Origin of the sequence: Pseudolabrys sp. Root1462 (assembly GCF_001426945.1) — a bacterium.
Taxonomy (GTDB): Bacteria; Pseudomonadota; Alphaproteobacteria; order Rhizobiales; family Xanthobacteraceae; genus Pseudolabrys.
The window spans coordinates 2,466,843-2,481,815 of record NZ_LMFS01000001.1 but is presented as its reverse complement, the minus strand read 5'-3'; the positions used below and the strand labels follow the sequence as shown (position 1 = coordinate 2,481,815).

Below are 14,973 nucleotides of genomic sequence, written 5' to 3'. Positions count from 1 at the left end.
GGCTATTCCGTGCCGCTTTTGGCGATGGTCACGGTGGCGCCGCGCTCGCGCAAGGCAGCGCAGATCGTCGGATCGGCCCTCCAATCGGTGACCAGTTCATCGATGTCGCCAATGCTGCAAATGCGGAAGGTCGAGGCATCGCCGAGCTTGGTGTGATCCGCCAGCACACGTACGCTGCGGGCGGCCTTCGTCATCAACTGCTTGATGCGGGTGATCTCGATCGTCACTTCGCTGGGTCCATCAAGCGTTACGGCATGCGCGCCGATGAGCGCCACGTCGGCTTTGACCCCGAGCAGGAATTCTTCACCCGGCGGGCCGAACAACGTCATCGAGCCGGGACGCACGCGGCCGCCAATGGTCAGCACCGTGATCGCGGTTGAATTGGCGAGGGTCTGCGCGACGAGAATGTCATTCGTAATGGCAGTGATAGGGATGTCGCGTTCGAGAATGGCCTGCGCAGCTTCGCGAACGGTTGAACTGCTGTCAAATATCACGCTCTGGTGGGGTTCGATTCGTGCCGCGGCGGTCTGACCGATCGCAACCTTCTCGTCGTGGCGGATATGAGCCGAGACGGCGTGCCCCGGCTCGAGCCGGACCAAAGCCCGCGCGCGCAGGCTGGCACCGCCGAAGGTCCGATCCAAAAATCCTTTGGCTTCAAGCGTTTCGAGATCGCGCCGGATGGTCGCGACCGAGGCGCCGATGGCGTCGGCGAACTGCTGCACGGAGGCGGCGCCGTCGGCCTGCAACAGTTCGAGGATCATCGCCTGGCGCTGGGCAGGGATGAGGGCGACGCGAGACGTTGAGTGTCGATCTGTGGTCATTGGGCCTCCTGCAACTATAACAAATTCGATCAACGGACGTCAAACTACGACAAATTCGATTGACAACGATCAGATTCACATCAAAGCTTTCCAAGCTGCCCGCGAGCGTCCAACCGACGGGCTACTTGGGAGGATTTCCGATGAAATTGCCGCACATGTTCCGCGCGCTGGTCGCCGCAGGTGCGCTGCTGGTGCCCTTGGCCACGCCATCCGTGGCGGCCGACGCCGAGTGGAAGCTCTACACTTACTTTGGCGCCAAAGATAAGCCGACGCTGCTGCATCGCGCGTTCGCCGAGGACGTTACCAAGGCGACCGGCGGTCGCCTCAAGATCACGGTCTATGCCGCCAGCGAACTGCCCTACAAGGCGTCGGACGTCCTGCGCATCACCGCCGGCAATCAGGTCCAGATGGGCGACGTCGCGCTCGGCTTCGTGGCCGGCGACGTGCCGGAGCTGAACGCGCTGTCGATGCCGTTCTCCTGCACCTCGATCGACAAGTTCTACGACAAGGCCGTGCCGGCGATCAGCCCGGTGGTTTCGCAGGTGTTGCTGACGAAATTCAAGGTCGATCCCATCATGCACTGGGCGATGCCGCCGCAGCAGTTGTGGCTCGCCAAGCCGGTCGCAGGCATCGAAGGCCTGCGCAACCTGAAGGTTCGTTCCTGGAATCGGGAGCAGGCCGAAATGATGCGGCTGGTCGGCGGCTCGGGCGTCACCATTACGCCGGCCGAAGTCATTCCCGCGCTTCAGCGCGGCGTGGTCGACGGCGCGTTCACCGCGGCGGTGCCGGCCCTCGACTGGAAGTTCAACGAAGTGACGAAGTACGGCTACATGATGAACCTTACGCTGGCGCATCAGGTGCTGGCGGTGAACAAGGCCGCGCTCGATGCCTTGCCGGCCGACGTGCGCGACATCCTGATCGCCAAGACCAAGGAATGGGCGCCGCGCTATCGCTCGGAGATGATCGAAGCCGATCTGGTCGCGCGCAAGACTTTGGCCGAGCGCGGCATGACCTTGCATGACGCGACGCCTGCCGAAGAGGCCAAGCTCCGCGAGCTGACCAAGCCGATCTCCGATGAATGGACCGCCAAGGTCGGCGATGTCGGCAAGCAGATGCTGAGCGCGTCCATCAAAGCCTGTAACTAAAGAAACGGCGGCGGATCGCTACGGCGGTCCGCCGCCTTGCCTGTGGGGGGCTGCCCATGACCGCAATTTCGTCGCTGTTCGACCGGCTCGAGCGAGTGGCCATCGCAGCCGCCATCGTCTTCATCGTTTTGATGGGACTGTTGATGAATGTCGAGGTGTTCGGCCGCACCTTGTTCGGCCGCTCGACGCAGATCTCCGACGAATTCGCCGGATACTTTTTCACCGCGGCGACGCTTCTATGCCTCGTGCCGACGCTTCGGCATGGGCGCTTTCTGAGGGTTGAAGCGGTGGTCAACCGCCTGCCTGTGCCGTTGCAGGCGGCGCTGAAGTTCGTCAGCAGCATCATCGGTGCGGTGATGAGCGCAGTTCTGACCTATACGACCTTTGGACTTGCCTACACGAGCTGGAGCTACGGCACGGTGTCGTTGCAAGCCTTCCAGGTGCCGCAGGCCATTCCCCAGGCAATTCTGCCGATCGGATTTCTTCTGCTGACGCTCGCCTTCCTCGAGCAGGCCGCGCTGGCCATCCTGCGCCGCGGCGACGTCGATGCCCACCCCGACACTGAACTTCTGCAGGGATTGGACTGATGAGCTGGACCGACGCACTGTTGATCTACGGCCTGACGCTCATCGGCTGCATCGCCGGCGGTGTCAGCATCGGCGCCAGCATGGGCTTCGTCGGCATGATGGGTGTCACCCTGGCGTCCGGAATGATGCTGTGGCCGACGTTCGGCGACGTCGTCTGGAACACGACCACGAACTTCAACCTGGTCTCGATCCCGCTCTTCGTGCTGATGGGCGAGCTCATCCTGCAAAGCGGCATTTCCAGCCGTTTCTACTCCGGCATCGCCGGATTTTTCAGGCACATTCCGGGTGGCCTGGCGCAGACCAACATCTTCGGCTGCGCGGTGTTCTCCGCTATCGCGGGATCTTCGGTCGCTACGGCGCTGACCGTCGGCACGGTGGCGACGCGCGAAATGCGCTCGCACGGTTACGCCGACACGCTGACCCTCGGCACGCTGACGGCCGGCGGCTGTCTCGGCATCCTCATTCCGCCGAGCATCCCGTTGATCGTCTATGGTTCGATGACGCAGGAATCGATCATCGATCTGTTCATGGCCGGCGTCGTGCCGGGCCTCGTGCTGGCCGGACTGTTCTCCGTCTATGTCATGGTGCGCGTGCTGCTGCAGCCTTCGTTGGTGCCGAAAAAGCCGACCGACAAGGTCGATTATATGCTGGCGGCGAAGAATTCATTTCCCATCATCCTGCTGATCGGCGCGGTCATCGGCGGCATGTACACGGGCGTGGTGACGCCGACGGAAGCCTCAGGTTTCGGCAGCCTGCTCGCGCTCTTGCTGGCGCTGCTCTACCGCGAACTGACGCCGGCAGGGTTCTGGCGCGCGTTGCGCAACACCGTGCTGACCAGCGCGGTGATCATGTTCGTGACGATCAATGCCCAGATCCTCAATTTCGCGATCGTGTCGACCGGCATCGGCCACGGGTTGGCGGCGTGGCTGGCGGGTCTTCAGATCTCGCCGCTGCTGTTCTTCTGTGTGCTGCTGTTCATCTATCTGATCATCGGCATGTTCATCGACGGCCTGTCGATCATGCTGCTGACGGTGCCGCTGCTCTATCCGTCGCTGGCGACACTCGGCTTTAACGGCGTATGGGTCGGCATCATCCTGGTGGTTTTCATCGAGCTCGGGGCTTTGACGCCGCCGATGGGCCTCAACCTCTTCGCCATCCAGTCGATCGTCCCGGACCGGACACTGGGCGACGTGGCGATCGCGTCGTTGCCATACTGCGCGATCATCATTGCCTTTTCGTTCCTGCTCTATGCATTCCCGCAGATTGCACTGTGGCTGCCGGCCGTGATGAAGTGACGGTTGGCTGTCCTTGGCCGGACTGAGCAATCGAGGAGACGAATAAGTGTTTGCTGCGCCCCCTGCCATTACCGCGAGCGTCTTTGCTCGGCTGCCCGATCATTTCCGCAAGCCGGCCGCCGACTCCGAATGGCACCGCCATCAGCCCGGCTTGCTTCCGCCGCACTCGCTGCTGGAAGGGCCGGCCTTCGATCGTGACGGCAATCTCTACTGCGTCGATATTCCCTGGGGGCGGGTGTTTCGCGTCGATACCGCGGGCAACTTCACGCTGGTTGCCGAATATGACGGCGAGCCCAACGGGCTCAAATTCCACCGCGATGGCCGCATCTTCATCGCCGATTACAAGCACGGCATCGTCACGCTCGATCCGGAGACCGGAAAGGTCGCGCCGTTCGTCACCCGCGTCCGGCTCGAGCGGCTCAAGGCGGTCAACGATCTGACGTTTGCCTCGAACGGCGACCTCTATTTCACCGATCAGGGGCTGACGGGCTGGCACGATCAGACCGGGCGCGTGTTCCGCGTGCGCGCGTCGGGGGAGGTCGATTGTCTGCTCGACAACGTCCCCAGCCCGAACGGCCTTGTCCTCGATCCGAGCGAGAGCGTGCTCTATGTCGCCGTCACGCGCGCCAACGCGATCTGGCGCGTGCCGCTGATGCGCGACGGCACGGTGGCCAAGGTCGGCACCTTCATCCAGCTCAGCGGCGGCGGCGGGCCCGATGGCATCACGATCGATGAGCAGGGCAATCTCGTGGTCGCGCATATCGGGCTCGGCGTGGTCTGGCTGTTCAGCGCGCGCGGAGAGCCGATGCTGCGCATCAATTCCTGCGCCGGCAGCCACACCACGAATGTCGCGTTCGGTGGCGCCGAGCGGCGGCGCCTGTACATCACCGAATCCGAGACCGGTACAATCCTGCAGGCGGACATGCCGGTTGCAGGACTCGTGCCGTTCGCCGGATTCTGAGCCGTTCCGGTATTCCGCTGCATGACGATCGGACACCGGCGCCCCGCTGCGCAGCGGCGGGCGCAATGCATTTGAATTGACCAGACCGTTGCGATAGGTTCTGTGGCCTGGAGCCGCCGACTTTACGCGCAATTGAGTGTGGAATGACTTGGGTCGTCCGTGCTGTTCTGTTTGTCAGCGGCATCGTCGCAGGCTGGTTTATTCCGCGCGACCGCATCGGCTATGACATCGTGCAGTTCGTCGTTGCCATTCTGTTTCTGCTGTTGGTCTCGCTGATCGTACTGTACTACCCGAGGCTCAGAGGGCGGAGTGCGACGTCCGATGAGCCCAATCGTGACGAAGCGAAGCGAGACGGCTCGCAACCGGAAAGGTGAGCGGGGTCTCGTTGCGAAGGCTTACCGGGATAAATGGTCAGGCTTTGAGTGGCGGGCGGCCGCCGTCGCGCTTCCCGGCTTCGATTGCGACGCCTTGCAGAAAAATGCCGATACAACGGCGGATGTGATCTTTCATGTTCTGCTGAGGCATGCGAGGCGCGCCGACGGTTTGGCGGATGATCGGCCCGAACACCATGTCCATGAGGATCTGTGCATCGTCGTCCGGGCTGTCGATCGCTATCCTTCCCGCCGTCGCCTGCTCGGCGAGCCAGCGGGAAAGTTCGTCTCGGGATTTTTCGGCGCCGCGCTTATGCATGATCAATCGCAGTTCCGGGAACAGCGGGGCTTCAGCGATCATCAGCTTGATAATGGCGATGCGTTCCTTGTGCGACCGCGCATCGATGTCGACCCGGAAGATCTTTTCCAGCGCGACGTCGACCGGTAACCCGGCGTAGTCGCCCGGCAGAGCGAGCATGTCCTGCCGATGGGCATCGACAATTGCAGCGAAGATCGACAGCTTCTCCGGAAACAACTTGTAAAGCGTCTGTTTGGAAATACGGCACTTCGCGGCGATCTGATCGGTGGTGGTGCGTGCGTACCCCTGTTTCAGCAGCAGTTGCCGGGCGCACGCGACCACGCGTTCACGCTGGCGTCGGTCCGACAGCAGTTTCGGCCGGCCGCGCCCTTTGGGCGGAATTGTGGCTGTAGGTTTCTGAATTGTTGTCGGCACAAGGCCCTCAAGGAACTTTCATTCGCGCCTGACCATCGGGTCGCTCCGAGTTGACTTGGCCAGTAGCGGAATATACGTACTAGGTAGTACTGTAAATAAGAGCCGATTGTATGCAAGCGCGCGCAGGGATTTGGTTCGCCGGAAAGTCAGCAAGCCGTCTGGCCGTCGTGATGGTTGCTTGCGGCCTGCTGGTTGGCTGCGACAACAAGGGCGGGTCAGCTCCGCCGGCCGGCGCCATGCGCGCCGAGGTCAGCGTCGTGACGCTGCATCCGCAATCCGTCGTCATTACGACCGAACTGCCGGGCCGGACTTCGGCATCGTTGACCGCCGAGGTGCGACCGCAGGTCGGCGGCCTCATCAAGTCGCGGTTATTCAAGGAGGGCAGTGAGGTCAAGGCCGGCGATCCGCTCTATCAGATCGACCCGGCCACCTACCGTGCCTCCTACGACAGCGCCGTCGCGTCGCTGCAGAAGGCCGAAGCGTCGGTGCCGAGCGCGGAGGCGAAAGCCGAGCGCTATCAGAATCTCAGCAAGCAGAATGCGGTCAGCAAGCAGGACCTCGATGACGCCAACGCGTCGCTGGCGCAAGCAAAGGCCGATGTCGCGTCTGCCAAAGCCAACGTCGAGTCGGCGCGCATCAGCCTCGACTTCACAACCATTACCGCGCCGATCGGCGGGCGCATCGACAAGTCGTCGCTGACCGAGGGCGCGCTCGTCACCGCGAACCAGAGCACGTTGTTGACGACGATCCGCACGATCGACCCGATCAATGTCGATGTGACGGAGTCGAGCACCAACCTGTTGGCCTGGCGCCAGGCGGTCCGCGAAGGACGCCTCAAGTTCAACGGACCGGATGTCAGTGTAAAGCTCAAGCTCGACGACGGCGCGCTCTATTCGCTGCCGGGAAAATTTCTTTTCGCCGAGTCGAATGTCAGCGAAACAACCGGCACCTTCACGTTGCGCGCGGAGTTTCCGAACCCCGATCGTCTGCTGCTGCCGGGTATGTATGTGCGCGCAATCATTCAGGAAGGCGTTGCCGAGAACAGCTTTGTCGTGCCGCAGCGGGCGGTGACGCGGGACACCAAGGGAGATGCGGTCGCGCTGTTCGTGGGCAAGGACGACAAGGTGGAGCAGCGTGCCGTCTCGATCGACCGCAATGTCGGCAACAACTGGCTTGTTCGCTCGGGCATCAACGATGGCGACCGCGTTATCGTCGAGGGCAGCCAGACCGCGCGGGTCGGCCAGGCGGTGAACGCGACGGAAGTCTCGATCGACGAAAATACCGGCGAGGTCAAGGCAAAGAAGCGGGCCGGGGAATAGGCCATGTCCCGCTTTTTTATCGACCGGCCGATATTCGCGTGGGTCATCGCCATTGTAATCATGCTGGGCGGCCTCTTGGCGCTCCGGTCGTTGTCGATATCGCAGTATCCGCAGATTGCGCCGACGACGGTGCGCATCAGCGCGAATTACGCGGGCGCCGACGCGCAGACGGTCGAAAACTCGGTGACCAAGGTCATCGAGCAAGGCATGACCGGCATCGATAATCTCGACTATATGACGTCGACCTCGACATCGACGGGCCAGTCGCAGATTACGCTCACGTTCACGAACGCCGCTGATCCCGACACCGCGCAAGTGCAGACGCAGAACAAGCTGCAGCTTGTAACGGCGCTTTTGCCGCAAAGCGTGCAGAACAGTGGCATTTCGGTCACCAAGTCGTCGACCGGCTTTTTGATGGTCATCGGTTTCGTCTCGACGGACGGCAAGCTGAATTCGACCGATCTCGCCGACTATGTCTCCGGCACGCTGAACGACACGATCAAGAGGGTCGAGGGCGTGGGTGACACCCAGTTGTTCGGCTCCGGATACGCGATGCGTATCTGGATGGACCCCGACAAAATGGCCAAATACGCGCTGATGGCCAGCGACATCAAGGCCGCCCTCGAGGCCCAGAACACCCAGGTGTCGGCCGGCCAGCTCGGCGGTCTGCCTGCGGTCAAGGGTCAGCAGCTCAACGCGACGGTCACCGCACGCAGCCGGTTGCAGACGCCGGAGCAGTTCCGCAACATCATTCTAAAGAGCGCGACCAACGGCTCGCTGATCCGGCTTAACGACGTGGCGACGATTGAGCTGGGGGCGGAAAGCTACACCACCAGCGCCGCCTATAACGGAAAGGCGGCGGCGGGCCTTGCGATCAATCTCGCGACCGGCGCTAACGCGATCAGCACCGCCGAAGCCGTGCAGAAGACCATCAAGCAGTTATCCTCGACGTTCCCGCAGGGTGTAGAAGTCGTCTATCCTTATGATACGACCCCGTTCGTTCGGCTCTCGATCCAGGACGTCGTCAAAACGCTGATCGAAGCCATTGTTCTTGTTTTCGTCGTGCTGTTCCTGTTTCTGCAGAACATCAGGGCGACGATCATCCCGACGCTTGCCGTTCCGGTCGTTCTGCTGGGCACCTTCGGCGTCCTTGGCGTCCTTGGCTATTCCATCAACACCCTGACCATGTTCGCCATGGTGCTGGCGATCGGCCTGTTGGTCGATGACGCGATCGTTGTGGTCGAGAACGTCGAGCGCGTGATGGAAGAAGAGCACCTCGACGCCCCTGAGGCTACGCGGCGCTCGATGGACCAGATCGTCAGCGCGTTGGTCGGTATCGCCACGGTACTATCGGCGGTGTTCGTGCCAATGGCCTTTTTCGGCGGCTCGGTCGGCGTGATCTACCGTCAATTCTCGGTCACCATCGTGTCGGCGATGATCTTGTCGGTGCTTGTCGCGCTGATACTGACGCCGGCCCTGTGCGCCACGATCCTGCGCCGCAACGATTCCCCGGCCGCCAAGAAGGGCTTCTTCGGGTGGTTCAATCGGAATTTCGAGCGCAGCGCCGATGCCTACCGCCGCGGCGCTCACGGCATCGTGTCGCGACCGGTGCGATATGGCGTGGCCTTTGTCTTGATCATCGTCGGCGTCGTATTTCTGTTCTCGCGCTTGCCCAGTTCCTTCCTGCCGGAGGAGGACCAAGGCATTCTGATCACCAGCGTGCAGCTTCCGGTTGGCGCGACGCAGGACCGAACGCTGCGGGCGCTGGCGCAGGTACGGGATCACTTTCTCAATCAGGAGAAGGATGCGGTCGAAGGTGTATTCACCGCCGCGGGCTTCGGCTTCGGCGGGCAGGGGCAAAATGTCGGCCTGGCGTTCATCCGCCTGAAGGATTTCGATCTGCGTAAGGACAAGCGGTTGTCAGCCAGTGCTGTGGCCGGGCGAGCCATGATGGCATTCCGTTCGATCAAGGACGGCCAGGCTTTCGCGCTGGCGCCGCCGGCTATTCAGGGCCTGGGCAATTCGAACGGCTTCGATTTCTATCTGCAGGACATCAACGGCGCCGGCCATGAAAAGCTGATCGCGGCTCGAAATCAGATCCTCGCGGCAGCGGCGAAGAGCAAATTGATCGCCAATGCGCGGCCGAACGGTCAGGAAGACGAGCCGCAATATTCTGTCGATATCGATCAGGAGAAGGCGAGCGCGCTCGGCGTCGGCCTGGCCGATATCAACGATACGCTGTCGACTGCGTGGGGCAGCAGCTACGTCAACGATTTCATCGACCGCGGCCGGATCAAGAAAGTGTATCTGCAAGGGGATGCGGCGTCGCGCATGCAGCCGTCCGATCTTGGCAGGTGGTATGTCCGAAACGGCACCGGCGGCATGGTGCCTTTCTCGGCTTTTGCCTCCGGGCGCTGGACCTTCGGTTCGCCGCGGCTCGAGCGATACAACGGTTCGGCGGCCGTGGAAATTCAGGGAGAAGCCGCGGCAGGTGTCAGCTCGGGCGACGGAATGGACGAGATCGACAGGATCGTGGGGGAGCTGCCGCCTGGCTATGGTCACCAATGGACCGGACTGTCGGCGCAGGAAAAGCTGTCGGGCAGCCAGGCGACCGCGCTTTACGTGATTTCGGCCTTGGTCGTCTTTCTCTGTCTTGCCGCCCTGTATGAGAGCTGGTCGACGCCGTTTGCCATCATGCTCGCCGTGCCCATCGGCATCTTCGGAGCGCTGCTGGCGGCTAAGCTGTTCGGGCAGAGCAACGACGTCTATTTCAAGGTCGGCCTGCTGACGACCATCGGCCTTGCGGCGAAGAACGCGATTCTCATCGTTGAATTTGCCATCCAACGCATCGACGCCGGTGCGTCGCTGGTGGAGGCGACCATCGACGCGGCGCGTCAGCGCCTGCGACCGATCGTGATGACGTCGCTGGCCTTCATTCTCGGCGTGACGCCGCTCGCCCTGGCAAGCGGCGCGGGGTCCGGCGCGCAGAATGCCATCGGTATCGGCGTCATGGGCGGCATGATCGCGGCGACTGTCCTTGGCATCTTCTTCGTGCCGCTTCTGTTCGTCGTGGTGCGCCGCATCTTCGGCTGGCGTCGGCCCGAAGTCCCAAAGAGTGACGCCTAGGCCGTCGCGGTCGGCACATCTCCCGGATCATTCCACGCGGAGCGAATGTCGGGCTAGAAGGTGATGGCAGCCATCAGCTTGTTGCGGTCGTCTTCGACAGCGGCGTTGCCGCTCAGCACGATCCTGCCGCGTTCGATGACGATGAACCGGTCGCAGGCCTTCAGCGCCTCGTGGACGTTCTGCTCCACCAGCAGGATGGTGCAGCCGGATTCTTTCATTTCGCCGATGATAGCAAAGAGATCGGCGACGATCATCGGCGCCAGGCCCTCGCTCGGCTCGTCGATCAGCAACAGGCGGGGCTCGCCAATCATGACGCGTGCCATGGCCAGCATCTGCTGCTCGCCGCCGGACAGTGTTGTGCCATGCTGGTTGCGCCGTTCGGCGAGGCGCGGGAAGCGCTCGTAAATGCGGCGCAGGGCGGCGGTGTTGCCGGCGCTCGAACGCCGCGGCACCTGCAGGAAGCCGAGCGTAAGGTTCTCTTCGACGGTGAGGCCGGGAAAGATGCGCCGATCTTCCGGCACAAAGCCGATGCCCTTGCGGGCGACGTGATCCGCAGTCCGGCCGTTGAGGCGTTCATTATCGAAAACGATCTCGCCCTGCGCCGGCTTGATCCAGCCGGCGAGGGTCTTCAGTAGCGTCGATTTGCCGACGCCGTTGCGGCCGAACACGCCGATGACGGCTCCCTTTTCTACCTCGAGGTCGATGCCCTGAATGATGTGGCTGGTGCCGTAGTAGGTGTGCAGGTTGCTGACGGTGAGCATGAATCACGCGTGCCCAAAATAGGCCGATTGAACGTCCGCATTGCCGCGCACGGCGTCGGGCGTCCCCTCGGCGAGTTTCCTGCCTTGGTGCATGACGATCACCGTGTCCGACAGGCTCATGACCAGACCGATGTCGTGCTCGATCAGCAGCACGGTGACATCGCTGGCCAGCGATTTGATGAGATGGGCCGTGTCGGCCGTGTCGCCGTGGCTCATGCCTTGGGTGGGTTCGTCGAGCAGCAGGATCTTCGGCTTGCCGGCCAGCGCGACGGCCACTTCCAGGCGTCGTTGCTCGCCGTGCGACAGCTTCGATACGGGCATGGCGCGCTTGGCGTCGAGATCGAAGCGCCGCAGCAGTTCGTCCACGCGCTCCTGCGCGGCGCGGCTGGCGGCCACGGGTCGCAGCGCCATGCGCATCGGCTCCAGAATCTGCGCGGCCAGCCGCAGGTTTTCGGCGACCGACAGTTCGAAGAACAGATTGGTGATCTGGAATGAGCGGGCAAGCCCCGCGGCCTGAAGGCGGTTCGGCGCCTGGCCGGTGTGCTCGGTGCCGTCGATCAGCACCTGTCCAGCCACCGGCCGCACGGCACCGGAAATCAGGTTGAACAAGGTCGACTTGCCGGCGCCATTCGGGCCGATGACGGTGGTGACGCGGTTTCGCGCGACGGCAAAGCTGACATTGTCGACGGCGCGCAGGCCGCCGAAACTGACGGACAGGCCGCGTACTTCGAGGACGGGCGCCGTCATGACTTCGTCCTCCGCGCCAAAAGCCGCTCGATGGCGGGCCGCACGATGCCCATCAGTCCGCGCGGCAGGAAGATCACCGCGCCCATGAACAGCAGCCCGATGACGACGAGGTGATGTTCGGTATAGCTGCCGATCACCGATTTCAGGAGCGTCAGCAGGATGCCGCCATAGAGCGCGCCGATCAGCGTGCCGACGCCGCCGGTGACCACGGTGATGACGGCATTGCCGGAGGTCGAGAAGAACAGCAATTCCGGCGACACGAAGCCGCGCAACATCGGGTAAAGCGCGCCGGACAGCGCAGCGATGACTGCGGCGATAACATAGGCCATCAGCCGCGGCGTCACCGTGTCGTAGCCGAGGAAGGGCACGCGCCGTTCATTCGCCTTCAGCGCGATCAAAAGGCGGCCGAACGGCGTATCGAGCAGATAGGCGGCGAGGGCGTAGAGGATGATGATGAAGGCGAGCGTGAACAGGAAGAAGCCGGCCGGTGAGGCGCTGGAAATCGCGGCGAAGCCGAAATTGACATTGATGATCGGCACGCCGATCAGCCCGTCGGAGGCGCCGAGCGAGCGCATGTTGTAGACGACCTTGGCGGCGACCTGCGCCATGCCGAAGGTGATCAGGGCAAAATAGACGCCGCGCACCCGGTTGGCGATGACGCCGCCGACGACGCCGACGACGACGGCGGCGGCGAAGGCACCCCCCATCGCCGCCCAGAACGACGGCGTCACCATCAGAACAAGCGCCGAGACGTAAGCGCCGAGCCCGAAATAGAGCGCCTGGCCGAGCGACAGAAGCCCGGTGTAGCCGAGCAAAATATCGACCGACAGGGCAAGTCCGGCAAAGATCAGCGCCTCGGTGCCGAGACGCAGATAGAATGTGTCGCCCTTGGCGACGCCGACGGCGGCGAAGATCAGCGACGCAACGACGAGGATCGCCACCAGCACGTGGCTCGCGCGCATCGATCTGGTGAGTGCGTCAGCCATGGCCGAGCCGTCCGAACAGTCCCTGAGGGCGCACCATCAGCATGATCACCATGATTCCGAACACGATCGGGTCGGACCACACCGGCGAAATATAAAGCGAGGAGATCGCCTGGACTTGAGTAAGCAAGAGCCCGGCGACGACTACGCCGGCAATCGAGCCCATGCCGCCGACGATGACGACGGTGAAGGCCATTAGAATGAAATCGCGCCCCATCGTGGGGAACACGGAATAGATCGGCGCCAGCAGCACGCCGGCCAATCCGGCAAGGGCGACGCCGAAGGCAAAGGCGCCGGCATAGACGTGCTGCACCGGGACGCCGAGCGAAGCCGCCATATGCCGGTCGAATGCGGCAGCGCGCACCATGGCCCCCAACCGCGTGCGATAGACGACCACAGCCACCAACGCGACGATCACCGCGCCGCCGACGATGAGGAACAGGCGATAGAGCGGCAGAAACACGCCGAAGACATCGATCGCCCCGGGAATCGGCGTTTCCGGTTTGTGAGGGTTGGGTCCGAACACGAGCCGGAAGGCATCTTCCATTACCAGCCCAAGCCCGAAGGTGAGCAGGAGCGTCGTGACGTGACGCTCGCTGCTATGAAAGACGCGTTGGATGAGGCCCCGCTCGACGACGTAGCCGATCGGCAGCATCACCAGCGGGACAAGGATCACGAGCAGCCAGAACGGCAGTCCGATCGAGCCGAGCGCCAGCGCGATGAAGGCGCCGAGCGCGTAGAACTCGCCGTGCGACATGTTGATGACGTCGAGCAGACCGAAGATGATGGTCAGGCCCAACGCCACCAAGATGACCGCGACGCCGAGCACGAGGCCGATGAGCATCTGCGGCGCCAGTACGAACTGAAAATATTCGATCGCCGTGGACATTATCGGACCTCGTGTGCGTTGATCATGATCGCCCTAGAAGCGGGGGCAGGCGTCGGGGCCGATAGCATCGTCGCCGGAAACCTGACCCACGGTCATGAACTTGCCGCCGGTGACGCGGACGACGTACATGGTCTGGATCGCCTGGTGGTCGCCGGCGCGCAGGGTCTTCTCGCCCTGCGGCGTCTGCCACTTGAGGTCCTCGAGCGCCTTGCGCACCTTGTCGGTGTCGGTCGAACCGGCTTTCTCCACCGCCGCCTTGTAGGCGTAGATCAGCCCGTAGGAGTCGGCGCCGTAGAGATCCGGGTCCATCTTGTTCGCCGCCTGGAAGGCCGCGACGAACTTCTTGTTCTCCGGCGTGTCGATCTGCGCCGAATAGCCGACGCCGGTGACGAAGCCTTCCGCCGCCTTGCCGATGGCCGGCAGGTTCTGCGCCGTCACGGTGCCGGAGGCGCCGACCACGGTGAGGTTGGTGAGAAGTCCGAACTCCTGCATCTGGGTCAGCAGGCGCACGGTATCGTTGCCGGCGACCGAGGTGTAGAGCACCTGGGCCCTGGCCGAGCGGAGTTGGCCGAAATACTGAGTGTAGTCCTTGCTGTCGAGCGGCGCGAACACCTCGCCGGACGACGTGGCGCCGACCTTCTCGGCGGCCGACTTGAAGGCGGCGACCGTCGAGCGGCCCATCTCATAGTCCGGGCCGAGATAGAACACGTTGGCCTTCGGCTTGTCCTTCGACAGCCAGACCGCCAGCGCCGCCGACTGCTGCCCGGCGCGGGCATTGACGCGGAATACGTTGGGCGAGCACTTGTCGGTGGTGATGGAGTCGGCGAAGGAGACCGTGGTGGCGATCAGCTTGCCGGCGCGCTCGGCGACCTGGCCGACGGCGAGGGTCGAGCCGGAATTCACCGTGCCGGTGAGGAAGTCGACCTTGTTCACCTGGAACAGCTTGTCGGCCTTCTGCACGGCGACGGCGGGGTTGGCTTCCTCGTCCTCGAAGATCAGTTCGACCTGACGCCCGGCGATGCCGCCGGCGGCATTGACTTCCTTGGTGGCGAGTTCGAGGCCCCAGCGCACCTGCTGGCCGATGCCGGCATAGGTGCCGGACAGCGGCGTCACCACGCCGATCTTGATCGGATCCGCGGCCTGCGCGCCGCTGAGCGCGGTCGCGGCGAGCAGGGCTGCCATCATCGTCGTCTTGTAAGTCATCGTCATCCTCCCTTGGGTGTTGTTGTTGCGGC

At 63.1% G+C, this 14,973-nt stretch carries 14 protein-coding genes; 7 read left to right on the top strand and 7 right to left on the bottom strand.

The annotated features are described in order from the left end of the window. Nucleotides 1–2: 2 nt before the first annotated feature. Complete coding sequence (locus ASD45_RS23465) at nt 3–821, bottom strand: DeoR/GlpR family DNA-binding transcription regulator (protein WP_156380816.1); 819 nt, start codon at nt 819–821, stop codon at nt 3–5. A gap of 140 nt (nt 822–961) precedes the next feature. Here ASD45_RS23465 and dctP point away from each other — a divergent pair, with 140 nt between their 5' ends. The 5 genes from dctP to ASD45_RS12120 all read left to right on the top strand — a co-directional run bounded on the left by dctP (nt 962) and on the right by ASD45_RS12120 (nt 5,183). Then, on the top strand, nt 962–1,966 hold the full coding sequence (gene dctP / locus ASD45_RS12140; protein ID WP_056911713.1) for a TRAP transporter substrate-binding protein DctP: 1,005 nt from the start codon (nt 962–964) through the stop codon (nt 1,964–1,966). A 56-nt stretch (nt 1,967–2,022) separates the two neighbouring features. Continuing rightward, a complete protein-coding gene (locus tag ASD45_RS12135; protein WP_056911712.1) occupies nt 2,023–2,553 on the top strand; it encodes a TRAP transporter small permease in 531 nt (176 codons plus the stop codon). After that, entirely contained in the window at nt 2,553–3,848 is a 1,296-nt protein-coding gene (locus ASD45_RS12130; protein ID WP_056911711.1) for a TRAP transporter large permease, read from the top strand. Before ASD45_RS12135 ends, ASD45_RS12130 begins: the two co-directional genes overlap by 1 nt. A gap of 46 nt (nt 3,849–3,894) precedes the next feature. Continuing rightward, on the top strand, nt 3,895–4,809 hold the full coding sequence (locus ASD45_RS12125) for an SMP-30/gluconolactonase/LRE family protein (RefSeq protein WP_056911710.1): 915 nt from the start codon (nt 3,895–3,897) through the stop codon (nt 4,807–4,809). Between the two features lie 143 nt (nt 4,810–4,952). Beyond that, complete coding sequence (locus ASD45_RS12120; RefSeq protein ID WP_056911709.1) at nt 4,953–5,183, top strand: hypothetical protein; 231 nt, start codon at nt 4,953–4,955, stop codon at nt 5,181–5,183. Nucleotides 5,184–5,220: 37 nt separating this feature from the next. On the opposite strand, the gene ASD45_RS12115 is transcribed toward ASD45_RS12120, so the two are convergent. Then, nucleotides 5,221–5,913, bottom strand: coding sequence for a TetR/AcrR family transcriptional regulator (locus tag ASD45_RS12115; RefSeq protein WP_244485332.1), 693 nt, complete (start codon nt 5,911–5,913; stop codon nt 5,221–5,223). Nucleotides 5,914–6,083: 170 nt separating this feature from the next. Between ASD45_RS12115 and ASD45_RS12110 the strand changes: the two genes are divergently transcribed. Together ASD45_RS12110 and ASD45_RS12105 are read left to right on the top strand one after the other, a co-directional pair. Then, nucleotides 6,084–7,232: an efflux RND transporter periplasmic adaptor subunit gene (locus tag ASD45_RS12110; RefSeq protein WP_156380815.1), complete on the top strand. Its 1,149-nt coding sequence runs from the start codon at nt 6,084–6,086 to the stop codon at nt 7,230–7,232. 3 nt (nt 7,233–7,235) lie between these two features. Further along, the gene (locus tag ASD45_RS12105) at nt 7,236–10,358 is read left to right on the top strand and encodes an efflux RND transporter permease subunit (RefSeq protein ID WP_056911708.1); all 3,123 of its coding nucleotides are present in this window, start codon (nt 7,236–7,238) and stop codon (nt 10,356–10,358) included. A 53-nt stretch (nt 10,359–10,411) separates the two neighbouring features. Here the strand turns inward: ASD45_RS12105 and ASD45_RS12100 are convergent, their stop codons facing one another. The 5 genes from ASD45_RS12100 to ASD45_RS12080 are packed head-to-tail and all read right to left on the bottom strand — an operon-like array spanning nt 10,412 to nt 14,941. Beyond that, on the bottom strand, nt 10,412–11,119 hold the full coding sequence (locus tag ASD45_RS12100; protein WP_056911707.1) for an ABC transporter ATP-binding protein: 708 nt from the start codon (nt 11,117–11,119) through the stop codon (nt 10,412–10,414). A gap of 3 nt (nt 11,120–11,122) precedes the next feature. Then, nucleotides 11,123–11,866, bottom strand: coding sequence for an ABC transporter ATP-binding protein (locus ASD45_RS12095; RefSeq protein WP_056911706.1), 744 nt, complete (start codon nt 11,864–11,866; stop codon nt 11,123–11,125). After that, nucleotides 11,863–12,852 carry a branched-chain amino acid ABC transporter permease gene (locus ASD45_RS12090; RefSeq protein WP_056911705.1) on the bottom strand — a complete coding sequence of 330 codons (990 nt, stop codon included), beginning with the start codon at nt 12,850–12,852 and terminating at the stop codon, nt 11,863–11,865. The genes ASD45_RS12095 and ASD45_RS12090 overlap by 4 nt, the downstream gene beginning before the upstream one ends. Next, nucleotides 12,845–13,738: a branched-chain amino acid ABC transporter permease gene (locus ASD45_RS12085; RefSeq protein WP_056911704.1), complete on the bottom strand. Its 894-nt coding sequence runs from the start codon at nt 13,736–13,738 to the stop codon at nt 12,845–12,847. The genes ASD45_RS12090 and ASD45_RS12085 overlap by 8 nt, the downstream gene beginning before the upstream one ends. A gap of 33 nt (nt 13,739–13,771) precedes the next feature. Then, entirely contained in the window at nt 13,772–14,941 is a 1,170-nt protein-coding gene (locus tag ASD45_RS12080; protein ID WP_056912748.1) for an ABC transporter substrate-binding protein, read from the bottom strand. Nucleotides 14,942–14,973: the final 32 nt, after the last annotated feature.

Bases quoted from the DNA above. Each gene is read 5' to 3' on its own strand.
- ASD45_RS23465 (WP_156380816.1), bottom strand. From the start codon at position 821: ATGACCACAGATCGACACTCAACGTCTCGCGTCGCCCTCATCCCTGCC.
- dctP (WP_056911713.1), top strand. From the start codon at position 962: ATGAAATTGCCGCACATGTTCCGCGCGCTGGTCGCCGCAGGTGCGCTG.
- ASD45_RS12135 (WP_056911712.1), top strand. From the start codon at position 2,023: ATGACCGCAATTTCGTCGCTGTTCGACCGGCTCGAGCGAGTGGCCATC.
- ASD45_RS12130 (WP_056911711.1), top strand. From the start codon at position 2,553: ATGAGCTGGACCGACGCACTGTTGATCTACGGCCTGACGCTCATCGGC.
- ASD45_RS12120 (WP_056911709.1), top strand. From the start codon at position 4,953: ATGACTTGGGTCGTCCGTGCTGTTCTGTTTGTCAGCGGCATCGTCGCA.
- ASD45_RS12110 (WP_156380815.1), top strand. From the start codon at position 6,084: ATGGTTGCTTGCGGCCTGCTGGTTGGCTGCGACAACAAGGGCGGGTCA.
- ASD45_RS12105 (WP_056911708.1), top strand. From the start codon at position 7,236: ATGTCCCGCTTTTTTATCGACCGGCCGATATTCGCGTGGGTCATCGCC.
- ASD45_RS12100 (WP_056911707.1), bottom strand. From the start codon at position 11,119: ATGCTCACCGTCAGCAACCTGCACACCTACTACGGCACCAGCCACATC.
- ASD45_RS12095 (WP_056911706.1), bottom strand. From the start codon at position 11,866: ATGACGGCGCCCGTCCTCGAAGTACGCGGCCTGTCCGTCAGTTTCGGC.
- ASD45_RS12090 (WP_056911705.1), bottom strand. From the start codon at position 12,852: ATGGCTGACGCACTCACCAGATCGATGCGCGCGAGCCACGTGCTGGTG.
- ASD45_RS12085 (WP_056911704.1), bottom strand. From the start codon at position 13,738: ATGTCCACGGCGATCGAATATTTTCAGTTCGTACTGGCGCCGCAGATG.
- ASD45_RS12080 (WP_056912748.1), bottom strand. From the start codon at position 14,941: ATGACTTACAAGACGACGATGATGGCAGCCCTGCTCGCCGCGACCGCG.